This window comes from Marinimicrobium alkaliphilum (assembly GCF_003259155.1).
GTDB classification, from domain to species: Bacteria; Pseudomonadota; Gammaproteobacteria; order Pseudomonadales; family Cellvibrionaceae; genus Marinimicrobium_A; species Marinimicrobium_A alkaliphilum.
In genome coordinates this window covers 342,209-359,929 of the sequence record NZ_QGMQ01000005.1, presented here as the reverse complement: position 1 = coordinate 359,929, position 17,721 = coordinate 342,209, and the positions used below count along the sequence as shown (strand labels likewise).

18 protein-coding genes are annotated in these 17,721 nt (G+C 60.5%); 5 read left to right on the top strand and 13 right to left on the bottom strand.

Annotated features, from left to right (window positions below; translation table 11 throughout):
• Positions 1-40: 40 nt before the first annotated feature.
• The 5 genes from DKW72_RS10695 to ftsY form a co-directional block, all read right to left on the bottom strand.
• On the bottom strand, positions 41-952 hold the full coding sequence (locus tag DKW72_RS10695; protein ID WP_111642342.1) for a restriction endonuclease: 912 nt from the start codon (positions 950-952) through the stop codon (positions 41-43).
• 88 nt (positions 953-1,040) lie between these two features.
• A complete protein-coding gene (locus DKW72_RS16390) occupies positions 1,041-1,289 on the bottom strand; it encodes a hypothetical protein (protein WP_157960463.1) in 249 nt (82 codons plus the stop codon).
• Between the two features lie 197 nt (positions 1,290-1,486).
• Entirely contained in the window at positions 1,487-2,521 is a 1,035-nt protein-coding gene (gene ftsX / locus DKW72_RS10690) for a permease-like cell division protein FtsX (RefSeq protein WP_111642341.1), read from the bottom strand.
• A complete protein-coding gene (ftsE, locus tag DKW72_RS10685; RefSeq protein WP_111642340.1) occupies positions 2,518-3,186 on the bottom strand; it encodes a cell division ATP-binding protein FtsE in 669 nt (222 codons plus the stop codon). Before ftsE ends, ftsX begins: the two co-directional genes overlap by 4 nt.
• On the bottom strand, positions 3,183-4,238 hold the full coding sequence (gene ftsY / locus DKW72_RS10680; RefSeq protein ID WP_111642339.1) for a signal recognition particle-docking protein FtsY: 1,056 nt from the start codon (positions 4,236-4,238) through the stop codon (positions 3,183-3,185). Before ftsY ends, ftsE begins: the two co-directional genes overlap by 4 nt.
• Positions 4,239-4,317: 79 nt before the next feature.
• Here ftsY and rsmD point away from each other — a divergent pair, with 79 nt between their 5' ends.
• From rsmD to DKW72_RS10665, 3 genes are all read left to right on the top strand, one after another.
• Positions 4,318-4,908: a 16S rRNA (guanine(966)-N(2))-methyltransferase RsmD gene (gene rsmD / locus DKW72_RS10675; RefSeq protein ID WP_111642338.1), complete on the top strand. Its 591-nt coding sequence runs from the start codon at positions 4,318-4,320 to the stop codon at positions 4,906-4,908.
• Between the two features lie 76 nt (positions 4,909-4,984).
• Complete coding sequence (coaD, locus tag DKW72_RS10670; RefSeq protein ID WP_111642337.1) at positions 4,985-5,467, top strand: pantetheine-phosphate adenylyltransferase; 483 nt, start codon at positions 4,985-4,987, stop codon at positions 5,465-5,467.
• Positions 5,467-6,384, top strand: coding sequence for a DMT family transporter (locus tag DKW72_RS10665; RefSeq protein WP_111642336.1), 918 nt, complete (start codon positions 5,467-5,469; stop codon positions 6,382-6,384). The genes coaD and DKW72_RS10665 overlap by 1 nt, the downstream gene beginning before the upstream one ends.
• Positions 6,385-6,720: 336 nt before the next feature.
• On the opposite strand, the gene DKW72_RS10660 is transcribed toward DKW72_RS10665, so the two are convergent.
• From DKW72_RS10660 to DKW72_RS10620, 8 genes are all read right to left on the bottom strand, one after another.
• The gene (locus DKW72_RS10660) at positions 6,721-7,395 is read right to left on the bottom strand and encodes an SDR family oxidoreductase (RefSeq protein WP_111642335.1); all 675 of its coding nucleotides are present in this window, start codon (positions 7,393-7,395) and stop codon (positions 6,721-6,723) included.
• Between the two features lie 78 nt (positions 7,396-7,473).
• Complete coding sequence (locus tag DKW72_RS10655; protein ID WP_111642334.1) at positions 7,474-8,319, bottom strand: hypothetical protein; 846 nt, start codon at positions 8,317-8,319, stop codon at positions 7,474-7,476.
• Positions 8,320-8,757: 438 nt separating this feature from the next.
• The gene (gene mutM / locus DKW72_RS10645) at positions 8,758-9,570 is read right to left on the bottom strand and encodes a bifunctional DNA-formamidopyrimidine glycosylase/DNA-(apurinic or apyrimidinic site) lyase (RefSeq protein WP_111642332.1); all 813 of its coding nucleotides are present in this window, start codon (positions 9,568-9,570) and stop codon (positions 8,758-8,760) included.
• Between the two features lie 77 nt (positions 9,571-9,647).
• A complete protein-coding gene (locus DKW72_RS10640; RefSeq protein ID WP_157960462.1) occupies positions 9,648-10,382 on the bottom strand; it encodes a DsbA family protein in 735 nt (244 codons plus the stop codon).
• Between the two features lie 43 nt (positions 10,383-10,425).
• Positions 10,426-10,932, bottom strand: a complete 507-nt coding sequence (locus tag DKW72_RS10635) for a protein disulfide oxidoreductase (RefSeq protein WP_111642330.1) — start codon at positions 10,930-10,932, stop codon at positions 10,426-10,428.
• Positions 10,922-13,021 (bottom strand): protein-disulfide reductase DsbD family protein, encoded by a 2,100-nt coding sequence (locus DKW72_RS10630; RefSeq protein ID WP_198411309.1) that lies wholly within the window; start codon positions 13,019-13,021, stop codon positions 10,922-10,924. The genes DKW72_RS10635 and DKW72_RS10630 overlap by 11 nt, the downstream gene beginning before the upstream one ends.
• Before the next feature lie 99 nt (positions 13,022-13,120).
• Positions 13,121-13,492 (bottom strand): hypothetical protein, encoded by a 372-nt coding sequence (locus DKW72_RS10625; protein ID WP_157960461.1) that lies wholly within the window; start codon positions 13,490-13,492, stop codon positions 13,121-13,123.
• A gap of 85 nt (positions 13,493-13,577) precedes the next feature.
• Positions 13,578-14,249, bottom strand: coding sequence for a DUF4349 domain-containing protein (locus tag DKW72_RS10620; RefSeq protein WP_157960460.1), 672 nt, complete (start codon positions 14,247-14,249; stop codon positions 13,578-13,580).
• A gap of 116 nt (positions 14,250-14,365) precedes the next feature.
• On the opposite strand from DKW72_RS10620, the gene DKW72_RS10615 reads away from it, so the two are divergent.
• Positions 14,366-16,369: a hydantoinase/oxoprolinase family protein gene (locus DKW72_RS10615; protein WP_111642326.1), complete on the top strand. Its 2,004-nt coding sequence runs from the start codon at positions 14,366-14,368 to the stop codon at positions 16,367-16,369.
• A gap of 122 nt (positions 16,370-16,491) precedes the next feature.
• Positions 16,492-17,652 carry an endo-1,4-beta-xylanase gene (locus DKW72_RS10610; RefSeq protein WP_111642325.1) on the top strand — a complete coding sequence of 387 codons (1,161 nt, stop codon included), beginning with the start codon at positions 16,492-16,494 and terminating at the stop codon, positions 17,650-17,652.
• Positions 17,653-17,721: the final 69 nt, after the last annotated feature.

Below are 17,721 nucleotides of genomic sequence, written 5' to 3'. Positions count from 1 at the left end.
CTGCGCAGTGGCGTAAAACCGGTCGCCGTGCGGCCGATTGCTAAGTTCTCTTCGCAAGCAGCCAATCTATCAAGCCTGCATTTATAACCAAGTCGGCTACTCTTGAAATATCCCACACAGCAACCCTTGGGTCATCTATGTTCAGATTTTCAAGACTTCCTGAAAAGGTGTGGAAGACAAAATACATCTCATCATACTGGTGGTATTGATTGAATATTTCGCGGTAGCTTTGGATTTGATTCGCTGTTGCGGTAGATTTCACCTGGACGAACGCGCGCTTCTGCGTAACAGGAGAAAAGACGTCAAGATCAATATCCTTCTCTGTCTTTCCTAGCACTGATATCCGCTGCCAACCGGACTGGGAAAAAATAAGGTCAACGAGCAGCTCAAAGTCATTCCACCACAGCCCTTTGATAAGGTCTTCAATATTCAGCTTCAAGGCTCCCAAAGCCTCTTTCGTTGACTGGATTTCCGGCTGGACTTCGCCGTAAATTTTTCTTAGCAGATAATCTGGGAGCTCGACCCCACAAATAGTGCCACGATACCCCTGAACTTTTGTAATTCTGCCATCAATATTCTCGATGGAAAGTGGGCTTCCGTTCTTATCGAAACAACTCCAGGAACCAATGACGCTTCTGATTCTGCTGCCGTCTTCGAGTTCGTGAACTTCTTTATGAGCATGGCACCAATACATCTTTCTGCGGTAAAACGTAACCCAGATATCAGATTCTGAAAGCTCATAAAAATCACGAATCTGATTTAAGTCCCTGCTTGCCGCGCCTTTATTTCCATTTCTAGCAGAAAGCCAAAAATTGCGAACGGTATCCCAGTCGCCACTCAACGATTCCTGATGATGTGGGCTTTCGTACCCGAGTCTAAGCGCCTGCTGCTCTTCTATGCAGTAGCGTTCCCATTTCCCGCCATCACCTAGTTTTATGTATCGAATCTTCACGGGACTCCCTAGAACTTAACTTCGTGCGCATGGGCGCGAGTTTACGAGCGTCCCACCGCCGCTTGCGGCGGTGTAATGCCGCACTTTGTTAGAAATTTTCTTTAGCACGATGTTCAAGCTCTATATTTTCGTGGGTCAAGCTGGCTTGTTCGTAGTGGACGAGGCCACCAAAATCGGTATCAATAATGACTCCAGATCCGAGATAGGTCCAATTCTCTTTCGGACATATAGTCGAATACTCATCATCGTCGATATTTGAAACCACGACGCCATGATGTGTGCCTGAAAGTAGCACTTGATCACCAAGTGCCGCGCTATTTCCGTCTGAATAGTGCATACATTTCTAACAATATTATTAGAAGGAAAATTTCCGTCTTTCACATTTGCTAATCGTTATACCATGCCTCACAAGCCCCGTCATTTCTGACTTAGAACGTATCACTCTAAAAACCGTGAGACAAACTACGGAAAATTTCCGGTTGTGGGTGTTATACGGAATTCGCAAGACTTTCGAGGTTCGTAAGCACTTACCCTCTACCTCGGCTCAATCTGAGAAAGATGCCGCGCCACCGCCAACCAGGCCCCCAACAAGCCCAACAGGCCTGCGAGTAAAACCAGTTGCAGGCTGTCGATCCAGCCCAGGCCGCGGAGGCGGAAGTCGCTTTGGTAGAGGTCGGCCAGGTGGGCGACCGGAGAGGAGAGCCACCAGAGTCCGATGGCGACGAGCATGACGGCGAGTAGGCCGCCGCCGATGCCGTACCAGAGGCCGGTGTAGAGGAAGGGGCGGCGCACGAAGGCGTCGGTGCCGCCGACGAGTTTGACCACGAGGATTTCGTCGCGCCGGTTTTCGATGGCGAGGCGGATGGTGTTGCCGATGACCAGCAGTACGCCCATGGCGAGCAGCAGGCCAAAGGCGAGGACGCCCCGGCCGGCCAGTTGCATGATCTGGTGCAGGCGTTCGACCCATTGCATGTCCAGGCGCACTTCGGCGACCAGGGCCTGGTCGGCGATGCGGGTGCGCAGGGCTTCCAGGGCTTGGGGGTTGACGGCCTGTTCGGCCGGTTGCACCAGGAGTACGGCGGGCAGGGGGTTGTCGTCCAGGTCGTCGACCACCCGGCCGAGGCCGGAGTGGGCGCGGAATTCGGCCAGGGCGGCGTCCGGGGTGATGTAGTCCACGGCGTTGACGGCGTCGTCTTCGAGTAAGCGCTCACTCAGTTCGCGCACGGCGTTTTCGCGCGCGCCTTTTTCCACAAACACCGAGATCTGGCTGGAATCCTGCCAGCTGTAGCCGATGTTCTGGACGTTGTTGAGGGCCACGTAGAGGGCGGCGGGCAGGGCGATGGCGATGGCCACCACCAGCCAGGTGAGCAGGCTTTGCAGGGGGGTGCCGAGCAGACGCAGCAGGCTTTCGATGGCGGTGGTGCTGTGGTGGGCCTGCCAGGCGTCGAGCTTGTCACCCAGGCGCGCGCGGCTTTGGCTGGCGCCCTGACTGCGGGTTTTGGCGGGCGCCGGCTTGGTGCTCTTGGCGCCTTTTTTGTTGGGGCGCGCTGCCGGTTTGCGGCCAATCATGGCAGCACCCCGTCGTGCACGATGCGTCCGCCGTCCAGACCCAGGACGCGCTTGTTCATGCGCCGCAGCAGGTCGATATCGTGACTGGCGATCATGATGGTCACCCCCACCTCATTGAACTGACGGAACAGGCGCATGATGTCGGCGGACAGCTCCGGGTCGAGGTTACCGGTGGGCTCATCAGCGAGCAGCAGGGCGGGCTTGTTGACCACGGCCCGGGCGATGCCCACGCGCTGCTGTTCCCCGCCGGACAGGGTGATGGGGTTGTGGCGTTCCTTGTGCAGCAGGCTGACTTTGTCGAGCGCGGCGCGCACCCGGCGGCCCACTTCGTTGGCCTGGTAGCCGGCCACCTGCAGGGGCAGAGCGACGTTATCGAACACGCTGCGGTCGAACAGCAGTTGGTGATTCTGGAACACCACGCCGACGTTGCGGCGAAAGAAGGGGATATGGCGCGAGGACAGGCGGTTAAGGTTGCGGTTGTCCACAAATACCTGGCCCGCGGTGGGCCGCTCCATGAGCATGATGAGCTTCATCAGGGTGCTTTTACCGGCACCGGAGTGACCCGTGAGGAACACCATTTCGCCTTTGGCGACGTCCAGGTCCACGCGTGCGAGCGCGTCCTGGCCGCCGGGGTAGCGTTTGCTGACGGCGTCGAAGCGTATCACTGGTCGAACAACGCCTCGGTGAAGGCCTGGGCCTCGAAGGGTTGCAGGTCGTCCACGCTCTCGCCCACGCCGATATAGCGCACGGGGATGTTGAACGCCTTGCTCAGGGCGAAGATCACCCCGCCCTTGGCGGTGCCGTCCAGCTTGGTGAGCGCCAGGCCGGTAACGCCCACAGCTTCGGTAAAGGTTTTGGCCTGGCTGACGGCGTTCTGGCCGGTGCCCGCATCCAGCACCAACAGCACTTCGTGGGGGGCGGAGTCATCCAGCTTGCCCATGACCCGACGCACTTTGGAAAGCTCGTCCATCAGATGGCTTTTGTTGTGCAGGCGTCCGGCGGTGTCGGCGATGAGTACGTCAATGCCCCGGGCCTTGGCAGCCTGGACGGCATCAAAGATTACCGAGGCACTGTCGGCGCCGGTGTGCTGGGCCACGACAGGCACTTTGTTGCGCTCGCCCCAGACTTGCAGTTGCTCGACGGCGGCGGCCCGAAAGGTGTCACCGGCGGCCAGCATCACGGACTTGCCTTGGGTTTGCAGGCGCTTGGCGAGCTTGCCGATGGTGGTGGTTTTACCCACGCCGTTGACGCCCACCACCAGAATCACAAAGGGGGTTTTGCTTTCGTCGATGATCAGGGGCTGTTCGACCGGGCGCAGCAGGCTCGCCAGCTCTTCTTTGAGGGCGGCGAAGAGCGCGTCCGAGTCCGCCAGCTGTTTGCGGGCGACCTTTTGGGTGAGGTTGTCGATGATCTCGGTGGTGGCCTCAAAGCCCACATCGGCGATCAGCAACTGGGATTCGATCTCCTCCATCAGGTCGTCGTCGAGGGTTTTCTGGCCCAGAAACAGGGTGCCCAGACCTTCGGCAAAGTTGCTGCTGGTGCGGCTCAGGCCCTGTTTAAAGCGCGCGAGCAGGCCCTTGGGCTTGTCCTGAGGCTTATCTTGGGGCTGAGCCTGGGGTGCCGGCTCCGGTTCGGGAGCGGCCTGGGGCTCGACTGCCACCTCGGGGGGTGCGTCGGGCGCGGCCTTGTCGGCCTTGTTTTTACGTTTGAAGAACATAGGCGGGATTCTGACCTTATGCTGCTGGCACAAAGGCGTTATCCTACCACTTTCTGCAGTCACCAGAGAGGGGCAAGCCGTGAAAGCGTCCGCAAAAGCCAATAAACAGGCCAATCAAATCCGCATTATTGGGGGCCAGTGGCGGGGACGGAAGCTGCATTTCCCGGATGTGGAGGGCCTGCGCCCCACCGGCGACCGTGTCCGCGAGACCCTGTTCAACTGGTTGATGCCACACCTGCCCGAGGCCCGCTGCCTGGATCTGTTCGCCGGTTCCGGTGCTTTGGGGCTGGAAGCGCTGTCCCGGGGTGCGTCCGAAGTGACGCTGGTGGAGCGGGATCGCCAGGCCAGCGCCCAGTTGCGCGCCAACCTTGAAGTGCTGGGCAGCCAGCAGGGCAAGGTGATTCAGGCCGATGTGCTGGGCTGGTTGGCGCTGGGCAACCCGGACGCGCCTTATGATGTGGTGTTTGTGGACCCGCCGTTTTCCCTGACCCTGTGGCAGCCGGTGATCGACGCCCTGAGTGCGGGCGGCTGGTTGGCGCCCGAGGCGGCCATTTATGTGGAGTCCGGGCGGCGCTCGGACTACCAGGTACCGGCGGATTGGGCCCTGCACCGGGACAAGCACGCCGGGCAGGTGAGTTATCGTCTATATTTCATCTCGGAGGCCCAATAGTGGCTTTTGGCGCTCTAAATCACTAATATCGGCGCACCAGCACATCAAAACCAAAAAACTCAGGACTGAGACCCCCATGCGCACTGTGGTTTACCCCGGTACCTTCGACCCGATTACCAACGGCCATATCGATCTGGTGGAGCGGGCCTGCCGCCTGTTCGATCGGGTGATTATCGCGGTGGCGGACTCGCCCCGCAAAGGCCCGCTGTTTACCCTGGATGAGCGGGTCGAGCTGGTGCGGGAAACCCTGTCGCACCTGGATAACGTCGAGGTGTGCGGTTTCAATACGCTGCTGGTGGACTTTGTGCGCGAGAAAAAAGCCCAGGCGGTGTTGCGCGGTTTGCGCGCGGTGTCGGACTTTGAGTACGAGTTCCAGCTCGCCAATATGAACCGGGCGTTGGACTCGCGCATGGAAAGCCTGTTTTTGACCCCGGCGGAACACCTGTCCTTTATCTCTTCCTCCATTGTGCGTGAGATTGCCAGCCTGGGCGGCGACGTCAGCAAGTTTGTGACCCCGAACGTCGAGGCCGCGCTCGAGCGCAAATTCGGCCGTAGCTGATGGCCGCGCTGCCGGCGTTTTTTTCGCGCCCGGCGGTGGTGGTGACCAGCGCCGTGCTCTGCTGTTTTTTGTGGGGCAGCGCCTACCCCGGGATTAAAGTCGGTTACGAGCTGCTCGCCATCGGCAGCCGGGATCTGGCCGCGCAAATGCTCTTTGCCGGGTACCGGTTTTTCCTTTCCGGCATTCTCGTCTTACTGCTGGCGGCGCTCCTGGGGCGCTCCCTCTGGCGCCTGACCCGCACGCACTGGCGGCAGGTGGCGCTGCTGGGGCTGGCGCAGACGACCCTTCAATATGTGTTCTTCTATATCGGCCTGGCCAACACCGCCGGGGTGAAAGCCTCGATCATGAATGCCACCGGTACCTTTTTCAGCGTCCTTTTTGCCCACTGGATTTATCACAACGATCGCCTGAGTTATCGCAAAGCCCTGGGGTGTGCCATCGGGTTTCTCGGGGTGATTACTGTCAACCTGGGCGGCGGTCTGCTCGATTTTGAGTTCACTCTGTTGGGTGAGGGTTTTATTGTGATTGCGGCGGCGGTGCTGGCGGGCTCGGCCATTTACGGCAAGGAAGTCTCGCAATCCCTTGACCCCATGTTGATGACCGGCTGGCAGTTGTTGATCGGCGGCGCGGTGCTGACCGTGATTGGTTGGAGTGGGCGGGGTGAGTTTGGGGATTTTGATGTAGCCTCGGGTTCGCTGTTGTTGTACCTCGCGTTTTTGTCGGCGGCCGCGTTCGGGTTGTGGAGTATTTTGTTGAAGCACAACCCGGTGAGCCAGTTGAGTGTGTTTATTTTTTTGATCCCGGTGTTTGGGACCTTGTTGTCCGGGTTGGTGTTGGGGGAGCGGGTGTTGGAGTGGAAGAATTTGGCGGCGTTGGTATTGGTGTGCGGGGGGATTTGGTTGGTGACGCGGCGGTGATTTTTGGTTTGGTGGCCGGATGGTTTTCGGGTCGTGTGGGCCGATTGTAGTGGTCGGTTTGATGCGTTGATTGATGGTTGGGTGCCTCAGGTGTCGGATTACGCTTCGCTAATCCGACCTACGCGCGACAAAGTGCCACTGTTTATGTAGGTCGGATTAGCGAAGCGTAATCCGACAATGAGGCACCGCCCCCGAAAAAATCCGCAATGTTCCTGTAGGTCGGATTAGCCCGCAAGGGCGTAATCCGACAATCAGGCACCGCCCCCAAAACAACGCACCGCTGTTCATGTAGGTCGGATTAGCGAAGCGTAATCCGACACCTGGGGCAGCCAAACCTTACCAGGGCAACACCTGCCCATTGGAATGCCAGAAGGTACCGGTGTTGTCGAGGTTGAGTGCTTCGATACGTTCGGCCAGGCGTTCGGCGGCTTGGTCGGGGGTGATGTCGCCGTGGCCGCCGATCATTTCGGTGCCTACGAGGCCGGGGTGCAGTATCGCGACGGCGACGCCGCGGGGTTTAAGGTCCTGCGCCAGTGACATGCCTGCCGCGTTAAGCGCGGCTTTGGACATGCGATAGCCGTAGCGCCCGCCGCTGGTATTGTCCGCGATAGAGCCCATGCGGCTGGTGATGAGCGCGACTTTCCCGCCTTTAACGAGTTGCTCCTGTAGCGCCTCGGTCACCAACAGCGGCGCGAGGGAATTGGTTTCAAATTGCTCGCGAATTTGCTCAACCGCGTCAGCATCCAAACTCCCCAGTTGCTCGTCCCGCAGGATACCGGCGTTGTTGATCAGCAGGTCAATCTGCACGCCTTTAAGCGCTTTTTTCAGTACAGAAATACCTTCCGCACGCGCGACATCCACGCCTTCAATCACGTGTACACCGGCGTTTTTCAAGTCGCCTGAAGCCTGCCGACAGGCGCCATAGACCTCGTAACCCTGGGCCTTGAAGAGCTTGCAAAAGGACAGTCCGATGCCGCGACTGGCGCCGGTGACTACCACTGTTTTAGCCATGAGAACCTCTTTTTCATCATGAATGGGGAAACGGAATGCCTATAACCATAGCAGGCGGGCGCCAATTCTCAACGCCTGTCAGTTCTGGTCGCGCTGCTGATACAGCTCATAGTACTTTTGCAGGACCGGGTGGGGGTTGTCATCAAAGACGGGGTAGCCCAACTGGGTGCGCTGCTGGGCCAGGTCGTTGTAGTGATCCTGGGCCAGGGCCTCGGCTTCTTCCCAGGCGTCGTCGGGCAGATCAATGCTCTCAAAGTCCCGGCGCAGGCCATCGATGCGGGTGCGGGCATTGAGGTCACCGCGCTGATAGGCGGTTTCGTACCAGGCCAGGGTTTCTATGGCGTGGACTCTGGCCTGCTCCAGGTCCTCGGACCGGCGGGCGCGCAACATCATGACGAAGTGATCCCGCGCCAGCCGCTCAATGGCATGGGTGGAGCCCCGTGCCGCCGCTTCGGCCAGGTAGGCGCGGGCCTGCTCGCGATCGTTGCCCCGCATGGCGTGGCGCGCGACCAATTGCAAGGCATAGATGTCTCCCTGCGCGGCCAGGGTCCGAAGCACGTCCGGGCTGTAGGTCCGGTATTCGGAATAGGGGCTCAGGCGGCCGCGCTCTTCGTACCAGCGGGTGAGGGCGTCCACTTCTTCCGGTGTGGGCTCGGGGATGTTGGGTGCTCCGGCGAAGGGCTCGTCCTCGCCATCGGCCGAGGGGTCATCCATTTCTGCTGCGATGTCGTCATGGGCGGGGCTTTCGTCGGGCAGGCGCAGGCGCGGCGCAGCCTGGTCCGGATCGAAGCGCAGGCGCTCCGCCGCCGGTTCGGGCGCGCCGCCGTAGTTGGGCTCGTCCGGCAGGGGGTCGGTGAAGTTTACCCAGTAGATCAATGCGGCGAGGACAACGGCGACAGAGATCCCAAGGAGTTTGTTCAGCATGGCGTTTGTCGGCCGAGGTGTTGCCGATCCTGCAGGTGCGTGAGGGGTTATTTAAAGATAGCCAAGGGGGTGGGTTAGGGCAAGGGGGTGAGGCGTACATGTCGAGTTGGGTGCCTCAGGTGTCGGATTACGGCCTGCGGCCTAATCCGACCTACGCAGACATCGGGGTATTTTTCGAGTACGCGGACAGTGGCACGTTGTTTCGAGTAGGTCGGATTAGCGAAGCGTAATCCGACAATGAGGCACCCGACCCCAACCGAAATTTGCCCGTAATGTCGTGTAGGTCGGATTAGCGAAGCGTAATCCGACAATGAGGCACCCAGCCCCAACCGAATTTTTCACGTTGTTTCGAGTAGGTCGGATTAGGCCGCAGGCCGTAATCCGACAATGAGGCACCTCACCCGATCTGAACCAACCCGGGCTCAACCGGTTCAATAACTACTTTTGGCACGCCGTGCAATACACGGTGGTGCGGTTGTTCATGCGGACTTCTTTGAGCGGTTTTTTGCACACCGTGCAAGGCTCGCCACCGCGCCCATAGACAAGCAGTTGTTGTTTGAAATAACCGGGCTTGCCGTCGCCGCCGACGAAGTCGCGCAGGGTGGTGCCGCCCTGGTCGATGGAGCGCTGTAGGACGAATTTGATGAAGTGCACCAGGTCGTCGCAGTTTTTGCGGGTCAGGCTGCCGGTTTTGCGGATGGGCTTGATGCCCGCCATAAACAGGGACTCATTGGCGTAGATATTACCCACACCGACAACTATTTTACTGTCCATCAAAAACTGTTTGACCGGCTGTTTGCGTTTGCGCGAGCGCGCGAACAGGTAATCCGCGGTGAACGCATCGGTGAGCGGTTCCGGACCCAGATGGTTGAGCAGACTGTGCTCCAGCGGTTCGCCTTCCAACCAGAGCAGGCAACCAAAACGGCGCGGGTCGGTGTAACGCAGGGCCTGTTTGCCAAACACCCAGTCGAAGTGGTCGTGCACCCGGGGCGGTTCGTTCGCCTCGACAATCCGTAAGCTGCCGGACATGCCCAGGTGGATCATCGCGTGGCCGTGGCTGAAGGCCAGCAACAGGTACTTGCCCCGGCGTTTCATGGCGAGCAGTTTCTGGCCTTGCACCAACGCCGGCAATGCCGGCGGAATCGGCCAACGCAAGCGCGCATCGCGAATCACCAATGCACTCACGCTGCGCCCGACAACATGGGGCGCAACACCGCGCAGGGTGGTTTCGACTTCGGGTAATTCAGGCATGAGAGTGCTCGGCTTTATACGGCTCGTAAAAAGGGCGACCAGCTTAGGGGATGGTCGCCCCGCCCGCAAGCGTGCGGTTAATTCAGTGCTTCAAGGGCCGCTTCGACCCGAGGCTGCAAGCGCTCGTAAGGCAAATAACCCGGTGCCGCGTCATCGCCGATCAGCAGTGTGGGCGTACCGCGAAAGCCCATCTGCCGAAAGGTCATCATGCTGCGCACGATGGCATCGCGGACATCGTCATCAGGCAGCAGATGTTCAGCGGTGCCAGTGCGCTCGGCGATGGCTTCAAGGGAGCCGCGTGAATGGTTGCCTTGGTGGTTGACCAGTTGTCCGTGCACGTCGGTGTATTTGTTACGTGCGTGCTTCCATACCTGCATGGCATAGAGCGCGGAGTTGGTATCCAGACCGTCGACGCTCTGTTGGCGCATGGGCAGGTAGACGTTGATCACCCGCACTTGCGGGTACTCGGCGCGCACTTGGTCCAGCACCGGTTCCAGGCGTTTACAGAACGGGCAGTTGTAATCGGTGAAGTTGACGATGGTCAACGCAGGGTCATCGGCACCCAACCAGGGGTGCAGTGGATTGTGGGTCAGATCGTCGCCGCCCCCGGTTTGCGGACGCTGCTCTTTTTCCATGCTGTAACGCACCACACTCTCATAAAGGCCGTCGATGATTTCCGGGTGCGCGCGCAACATGTCGGCAATGAGATCGATACGCTCGGCGCGTTCGTCGGTCAGGGTATTGGCAGTGACGCTGGCGGCCATGAGTAGGCCAAACGCCATCAGTAGGGTGTGCTGTACTATCGTTTTCATGTTCATTGTCGTATTCCTGAATGGGGGTTGGGTAAAGTCGCGCTTACTGAAAGCGCATGCGCAGCCACAGGCCTACCGGTGTGGTAAACCCGGTGGTGCTGGACGCGACTTCACCGTCTTTAAGAATGAGAATGGTGGGCGTGGCGCTGATGCCCCAGGCCCGCGCCAGAAGGTTGCGCGGGTCGTTGATGGTGTCGAAGCCATAGCCTTTGGCATCCTGGTAGGCCTGCACCCGAGCGTTATCGCCGGAGGCAATGGCGACCGACACCACCGTGTGGTCGCCGCCCGCCATCCAACTCACGCTCGGCGACACAAACCGGCACACGCCGCACCAGGTGGCCCAGAAGTACACCATCACCGGCTGCTCATGACTGAGGGCGAGCAGGTCGATGGGCGTATCGTCGAGCAGCGCCAGGTCTTGGTCGGGGATCACCTGATCGGGAATCTGTCGACCGCGCCAGTGGTCCATCAGTGTGGTGATCACCACAAACATCAGCACCAGTAACGCGACCTGACGCAGGCCGCTCCACACTTTGGCTTTAACGCTCATGGGGCTCTCCTCGGTGTTCTCCTAGGTGTTCTCCTCTCGCCTGTGCCAGGGCCGCCATCACGTCGCGCTCGCGCAACAACACCGGCAGGGGAATACCCTCGGGCGCGCCCGGCCCATAGACCACATTGAAGGGCACACCGGCACGCGCGTTCTCACGCAGAAAGGCGGTGATGGTCGGGCTGGGCGTGGTCCAGTCGGCGCGCAAGAGGGCCACGTCGTCGGCCTGCATAGCGGCGTACACCGGCTGCTGCAAGAGCACGCCCATCTCGTTGGCCTTACAGGTGATGCACCAGTCAGCAGTGACATCCACAAACACCAGATCGCCGGCATTCACGCGCTCGGCGATGGCGCCCTGTTCGAACGGCTGCCAGACATGATTCTCGGGCAGGGCAAAACGGCCGCCGCCGAAACTCAACCAGAGGGTGGTGATCGCCACCAAAGGCACGCCCAGAGACAGGGTCACGGCCAGCGCTTTACCACCGTAGCGCTTGCCGATAAGGACCAGCGTGACCACGATCAACAGCATGGAGACACTGGCCACCAGGGGGCCGCCCCAGAGCCGAATCAGCAGGCTAAGCAGCCAGGCACTGGTGAGCAGCAGCATGACGCCGAAGATGATTTTGAGTACCAGCATCCAGCGACCGGGCTTGGGCAAGTAAGCGGCGAGGCGCGGAACGGCGGCCACCAACAGCCAGGGCAATGCCATACCAATACCCAGGGCGGTGAAGATCAGCACCAGTTGCGCGCTGTTGGCCCCCAGCGCGAAGGCGACGGCGGTGCCCAGAAAAGGCGCGGAGCAGGGTGTGGCCAACAGCGTGGCAAACATGCCCTGAACAAAATGGCCTTTGTGGGAATTGTCGCCCCGGGTCGCGGCCCAGTTGTTCATGCGCCCGGGCAAGCGCAGCTCCCAGACGCCCAGAAGGTTGAGCGCGAACAGCCAGGTCACCGCCACCATCACCACGATAAAGCCCGCACTCTGGAACTGCACGCCCCAGCCCACGGCCTGGCCGGTGACTTTGAGCAGCCACAGGAAGGCGGCCAGCAACCAGAAGGACACCAGAATCCCCGCCGCCGAGGCCAAAAACTGCCCACGAATCCGCCGCCGGTCGTGGACGCCGACGGCAAGGACGCTGTGCAGTTTGAGCCCCAGCACCGGCAACACGCAGGGCATCAGGTTGAGAATCAGGCCGCCCAACAGGGCGAAGCCGAGCATGGACAGGAAGCTCAGGGCGACCGGGCCCGCCGCCACAACCGGCGCGCTACCCGCCTGGGCCGCGACCGTGACTTCCTGTGCCAGTGCCTCATCAAAGACGGTCACAAGCAGGGCCACCTGGGTCATGTCCGGCAGCTCACGCCAGGAGCTGACCTCAAAGCTGGCCAGTAACTGGCCGTCGACCTGCTCGATACGCGGCACGCCAAACTGGGCATCGGCGAGCGCGCCCGCCGCGTCATCCACGAGCACATCCGGATCGCGCCAGGGGTGATCGCCATCCACCAGTACCTGCAAGCGCTGCTGGCTGTCATTCCAGTAAGCACTCACCTCGCCCAGTGCCCCGGTATCCTGGGGCACCTGGGCCAGGGCACGGGCAAAGCGGTGACTGATGTCCGGGTCTTCGCTGAGTGCGCCCGGGTCTGAGAGGGTCAGGCCCAGCTCAAAGTCGGTGAGGACGCAAATGTAGGTGCAGGACGGCAGGGTGAAAATGCCCTGCAGATCGAGCGGCGCATCGGCGTCGGTCAGATGCAGCACCAGCGGGAAAGCCACCTGGCGCTCATAACCCAGGGTGTTGAAGCCCAGCAGGTCGTAGCGCGTCGGCAGGGGCCAGTGCCACTCCACCCGCTCCAGGTTGCGGGACGCCCCCCAGTCCAGCTCGGGGGCAATGCCGCCCTCACCGGGCGAGCGCCAGTAGGTTTTCCAGTCGTCTTCGAGGGTCACTTCGAGGAGCGCGTGCAGGCGGTTGCCGTCGCGCTCGCCAGTCAGGGACAAGCGCACCGCCACGGGCGGGTGCTCGGGGTCGGTAAGCCAGCCGGTATCGGTGGTGTTGGCCTGGGCCTGCAGAAAGGGCAGGGCCAGACAGAGGGCCAGCAGCAAGCCCAGGCACCTTGGGCGCCTCAGCCTGTGAATCAGGGGTATAGCCATACAATCTGTTCTCCGGGTTGCAATAGGGTCCACGCGGGTCGTCCGCAGGCGCTATTCCCGAAAAACACAGAAGTGGAGGTGACGTCTTCGCTTGAAGACAATGGGCTCGGTGTACTGGCGCCCCCAGCCGACGCGGCCGGTCAGCAGTGCCAGCATCCACAGGAACGCCAGACTGGCGGGCAGCCCAATATCCCCCGGGTAGGGATGAAGGTTGAGCAGTTGCCCGGAGAGTTCACAATCACCGCTTTCGCCACTTTCGCCGCCATCGAGGCTGGTTTGCGCAACAGATGTGCTGCCTTGCAACGGACAGGCGGTGAGACTCAGCAGCTGCCCCCAACACACCAGCAACACCAACACGACCGCCAACAGCGAGCCGAAGGCGCGTTGGCGAGAGTCAGGATTTGGGTGGAGGCGCGTTTTCACAGCAGCGATCATTTAACCTTGAGGTGGATATCAGCGGCCCACTATAGCACCGGGCCGCTCCCGGAAGATATCGACCGGTCGACGGTCAATTCCAGATAAAGAGTTTACGCACGCCCCGGTAGACCCCACGGACCACCACACCCAGCGGGCCATAGACCCGTCTTTGCTCCAGCGTCAGGGACACCTGGGCGTAATCCACCTGGCGGTCCAGGTGCTTGCGGCGGTTCTCGTACATATCGATCTGGGATTGCACCTGGGCGAGCTGACGCTCGATTTCCAGCATGTCTTTTACCGTATCGGCCCGATCCAGCAGTTGCCGGTAGCGCTCGCGCAGGGCCAGCAGATTGTCCAATTGGGCCTGGGTGTCCACCACCTGCTCGGTCACATCCCGGGCATTGATGGAGCGGGCGGTCACCTCGCCCAGGCTCGCCACTTCATCGAGGAAGGCGTTCAGGCCGGTATCCGGCACTTCCAGGGTGATGTAAATACGTTCCTGGTGGCTATGGCTGTTGTTGATCCAGCCCTGAGCGTCACTCACCACACGGGTGACCCGCTCGTTGGTCGCCTCGGGATCGGTCACCGCAAGGGTCATGGTGGCCGAGCGCGCTACCAGCCGATCACTGCCACCGGGGGACGACATGTCCGCCGACGCCATCATCGCCCGGGATTCCGGCGCGCCCTGGTTGTAGTGCTGGGTGCTGCTGCAGCCGAACAGGGTAAGGCTGAACAGGGCGAGCCAAAGCAGGGGGTTTTTCATGGAGGTCGATTCCTTATTACTGGCTGAAAGCACGGTCTTTGTGACCGACATTATCCCGAATAGTTGTGCTGCTACAATACCCGCTTCTTCCAGCAAACACGACAGGACCTGGCAGCATGATGTTACTCGGCGTGGACACCGGCGGCACCTTTACCGACTTTGTGCTTTACGACGCTGGGCGGCTGCGGATTCACAAGGTGCTGTCGTCCCCCGACGCGCCGGAGCGGGCGATTCTGCAAGGCATTGATGATTTGGGCCTGGATCAGGCCATAGCCGACGGTCAACTCGTGGTGATTCACGGCAGTACGGTGGCCACCAACGCCGCGCTCGAGGGTAAAGGTGTACGCACTCTGCTGATCACCAATGCCGGACTGACCGATATGCTGAGTATTGGCCGCCAGACCCGGGCTGAGTTGTATCAACTTTTGCCCGGACCCCAGCCGATTCCCGTCCCCCGCGACGATTGCCTGGGTGTGGACTGCCGGGTCGATGCCGAGGGCAAGGTGCTCACGGCACTTACCCAGGAAGAGATCGACCGGGTGGCCGCGCGGGTGCGCGAGAAGGCGCCCGAGGCGGTGGCGATCAACCTGCTGTTTTCCTTTTTGAATGACGCCGATGAAAAAGCCCTGGCTGAGGCGATGCCGGAGGGGGTGTTTACCAGCCGGTCGTCCTTTGTATTGCCCGAGTACAAGGAGTACGAGCGTGGCATTGCCACCTGGCTCAATGCCTATTTGGGCCCGCGCGTGCAGGGTTATCTGAGCCGTTTGCAGTCCGGGATCAGCCCCGCACCGCTGGGGGTCATGCAATCCTCCGGCGGTACCATTGATGCCGAGCAGGCCGGGCAGCGGGCCGTGAACCTGTTGTTGTCCGGCCCGGCCGGCGGGTTGGCGGCGGCGCACTTTATCGGGCAACTGCTGGGCCCGGACGAGAAGCTGCTGACCTTCGATATGGGCGGCACCTCCACCGATGTCGCGCTTATTGATGGCGAGCTCAAACTCACCAACGAGGGTCGCCTGGGCCCCTGGCCGGTGGCGGTGCCCATGGTGGATATGCACACCATCGGTGCCGGTGGCGGCTCCCTGGCGCAGGTGGATGCGGGCGGCCTGTTGCAGGTCGGCCCCCAGTCGGCCGGTGCCAGCCCCGGGCCGGCCTGTTACGGCAAAGGCGGTGCGCAGGCGACGGTTACTGATGCCAATGCGGTGCTGGGGCGGTTGCACCCGGACTACTTTCTCGGCGGTGCCATGAGCCTGGATCTGGACGCGGCCCAGTCGGCCGTGGACGCCATCGCCCAAGGCCTGGGTATCGATCGCGAGCGGGCGGCACTGGGCATCGTCGAGCTGGCCAATGAACATATGGTGCGCGCCCTGCGAGTGATCTCGGTGCAGCGCGGTTACGATCCCACGGATTTTCGCCTGTGCTGCTTTGGTGGCGCCGGCGGCCTGCATGTGTGTGCCCTCGCCGAAGCCCTGGGTATGAACAAAGCACTCGTGCCGATTCACGGCGGGGTTCTGTCGGCGTTGGGCATGTTGGTGGCGCCGCGGGAGCGGCAACTGTCGCGCACCCTGCAACAACCGCTGGCGGCGCTGGACAGTGAACAGCTTGAGCGTGAGCTGGCGGCGTTAGCCGCCGATGGGCGTGCGCAACTTGAACGGGAGGGCGTGGAGCCCGACGCGATCCACGCCAACCCCAGCCTGGATTTGCGTTACCAGGGCCAGACTTACACCCTCAATGTGCCTTACACGACTTTGGCTGCTGCGACCGAGGCTTTTCACGAGGCTCATCGTCAACGTTATGGCCATCGTCTGGATATGGCGGTTGAACTGGTGAATGTGCGCCAGCAGGTGCTTGCGCCCAGCGCCGCGTTGACCTTGCCCAGTGGTGATGAGGGGAGCGCGCCGGTGCCGTTGGAAATTCGCGAGTTGCCGGCCATTGGTGCTTGCCCGGTGTATCAGCGGGATCAGTTGCCGTCGGGGGCTTTGGTGACTGGGCCGGCGTTGGTTTGCGAGACAGTGTCGACGACCTTGATTGGGGTGGGGTGGTCGGCTGAGGTGGATGGGTTTGGGAATTTGTTGTTGTCCGGGTTGGGTGCCTCAGGTGTCGGATTACGCCCTGCGGGCTAATCCGACCTACGCAAACATTTCCGACCTACATGGGGCATGTTTGGATATGGTCGGTTTGAATTTAAGGTGGCGGGTGGTTATATTGGTGGGATCGTTGATTCGCAATATGAGAGGCACCTGTTATGCGTAGAACCCTTGTACTGGCTGCGGCCGCGTTGTTTGTGAGCGCTTGCCAACAGGAGCCGGAGAGCCCCGCCGAACCGCCGTCACCCGACACCTTGAAGGGTGCCTATCACGAGGCCTTTCTGTTTGGCACTGCGGTCAATCCGGCCATTACCTCCGGTGAGGATCAGATTGCGCACGATCTGACGGTCAAGCACTTCAACAGCATCACGGTTGAGAACGTGATGAAGACCGAGGAGATCAACCCGGAGTATGGGGTGTATAACTTCGGTCCCGCTGATGAGTTTGTGGAGTTTGGCGAGCGCCACGGGATGCAGATCGTTGGCCATACCCTGGTGTGGCACAACCAGACCCCCGAGTGGTTCTTTCAGGATGAGGACGGTGAAGCGCTGACCCCCGCGGCGCAAGCCGAGCGTATGCGGCGCCATATTGAAGTGGTGGCCGGGCGTTACGCCGGCCGGGTACACGCCTGGGATGTGGTGAACGAGGTTATCGCAGACGATGGTTCCTATCGCCCGACCACCTGGGTCAATGCCATTGGCAGCGGCGACGAGATGGTGCGCCTGGCGTTTAAATACGCGGAAGAGTATGCGCCGGACACGGAACTCTATTACAACGACTTTAACGCCTGGCGACCCGAAAAACGCGACGGTATTGTGCGCATGGTCAAGATGCTGCAAGACCACGGTATCCGTATCGACGGCATTGGCATTCAGGGCCATTGGGGTATGAATTATCCGAAGACCGAATACATTGAAGCGGCGATCGAAGCCTACGCCGAGTTGGGTGTGAAGGTCATGATCACCGAGATGGATGTGGATGTGTTGCCGCTCACCCGTGAGGGTCAGATTATCGGCACGGGCATGCTCCATCCGCAATTCCAGAACGAGGAGTTTATGGACTATTACAACCCCTGGCCCGATGGCTTGCCGGCGGATGTGGAACAGCAGTTGGCCGATCGTTGGGCCGAGCTGTTCGAGATTTTCTATCGCTATCAGGATGTGATCGATCGGGTGGCCGTCTGGGGTGTGACGGACGATATGTCGTGGAAGAATGACTACCCGGTTGAGAATCGTACTAACTACCCCTTGTTGTTTAATCGGGATGGCAGTGCGAAGACGGCGGTAGAGGCTATTTTGGGGATTCCCGGGCGGGAATGAGGTTAATGGATGGAAAGGAAGGGGGCTGTTGCCCCCTTTTTTGTGGTCAATTTTTGGGTTGGGTGCCTC

Coding starts and splice junctions, on each gene's coding strand:
- ftsY (WP_111642339.1), bottom strand. CDS start 4,238: ATGTTCTTCAAACGTAAAAACAAGGCCGACAAGGCCGCGCCCGACGCA.
- DKW72_RS10660 (WP_111642335.1), bottom strand. CDS start 7,395: ATGGCTAAAACAGTGGTAGTCACCGGCGCCAGTCGCGGCATCGGACTG.
- DKW72_RS10635 (WP_111642330.1), bottom strand. CDS start 10,932: ATGAGCGTTAAAGCCAAAGTGTGGAGCGGCCTGCGTCAGGTCGCGTTA.
- DKW72_RS10620 (WP_157960460.1), bottom strand. CDS start 14,249: ATGAAAAACCCCCTGCTTTGGCTCGCCCTGTTCAGCCTTACCCTGTTC.
- DKW72_RS10655 (WP_111642334.1), bottom strand. CDS start 8,319: ATGCTGAACAAACTCCTTGGGATCTCTGTCGCCGTTGTCCTCGCCGCA.
- mutM (WP_111642332.1), bottom strand. CDS start 9,570: ATGCCTGAATTACCCGAAGTCGAAACCACCCTGCGCGGTGTTGCGCCC.
- coaD (WP_111642337.1), top strand. CDS start 4,985: ATGCGCACTGTGGTTTACCCCGGTACCTTCGACCCGATTACCAACGGC.
- ftsX (WP_111642341.1), bottom strand. CDS start 2,521: ATGATTGGCCGCAAACCGGCAGCGCGCCCCAACAAAAAAGGCGCCAAG.
- DKW72_RS10610 (WP_111642325.1), top strand. CDS start 16,492: ATGCGTAGAACCCTTGTACTGGCTGCGGCCGCGTTGTTTGTGAGCGCT.
- DKW72_RS10615 (WP_111642326.1), top strand. CDS start 14,366: ATGATGTTACTCGGCGTGGACACCGGCGGCACCTTTACCGACTTTGTG.
- DKW72_RS10640 (WP_157960462.1), bottom strand. CDS start 10,382: ATGAAAACGATAGTACAGCACACCCTACTGATGGCGTTTGGCCTACTC.
- DKW72_RS10665 (WP_111642336.1), top strand. CDS start 5,467: ATGGCCGCGCTGCCGGCGTTTTTTTCGCGCCCGGCGGTGGTGGTGACC.
- DKW72_RS16390 (WP_157960463.1), bottom strand. CDS start 1,289: ATGCACTATTCAGACGGAAATAGCGCGGCACTTGGTGATCAAGTGCTA.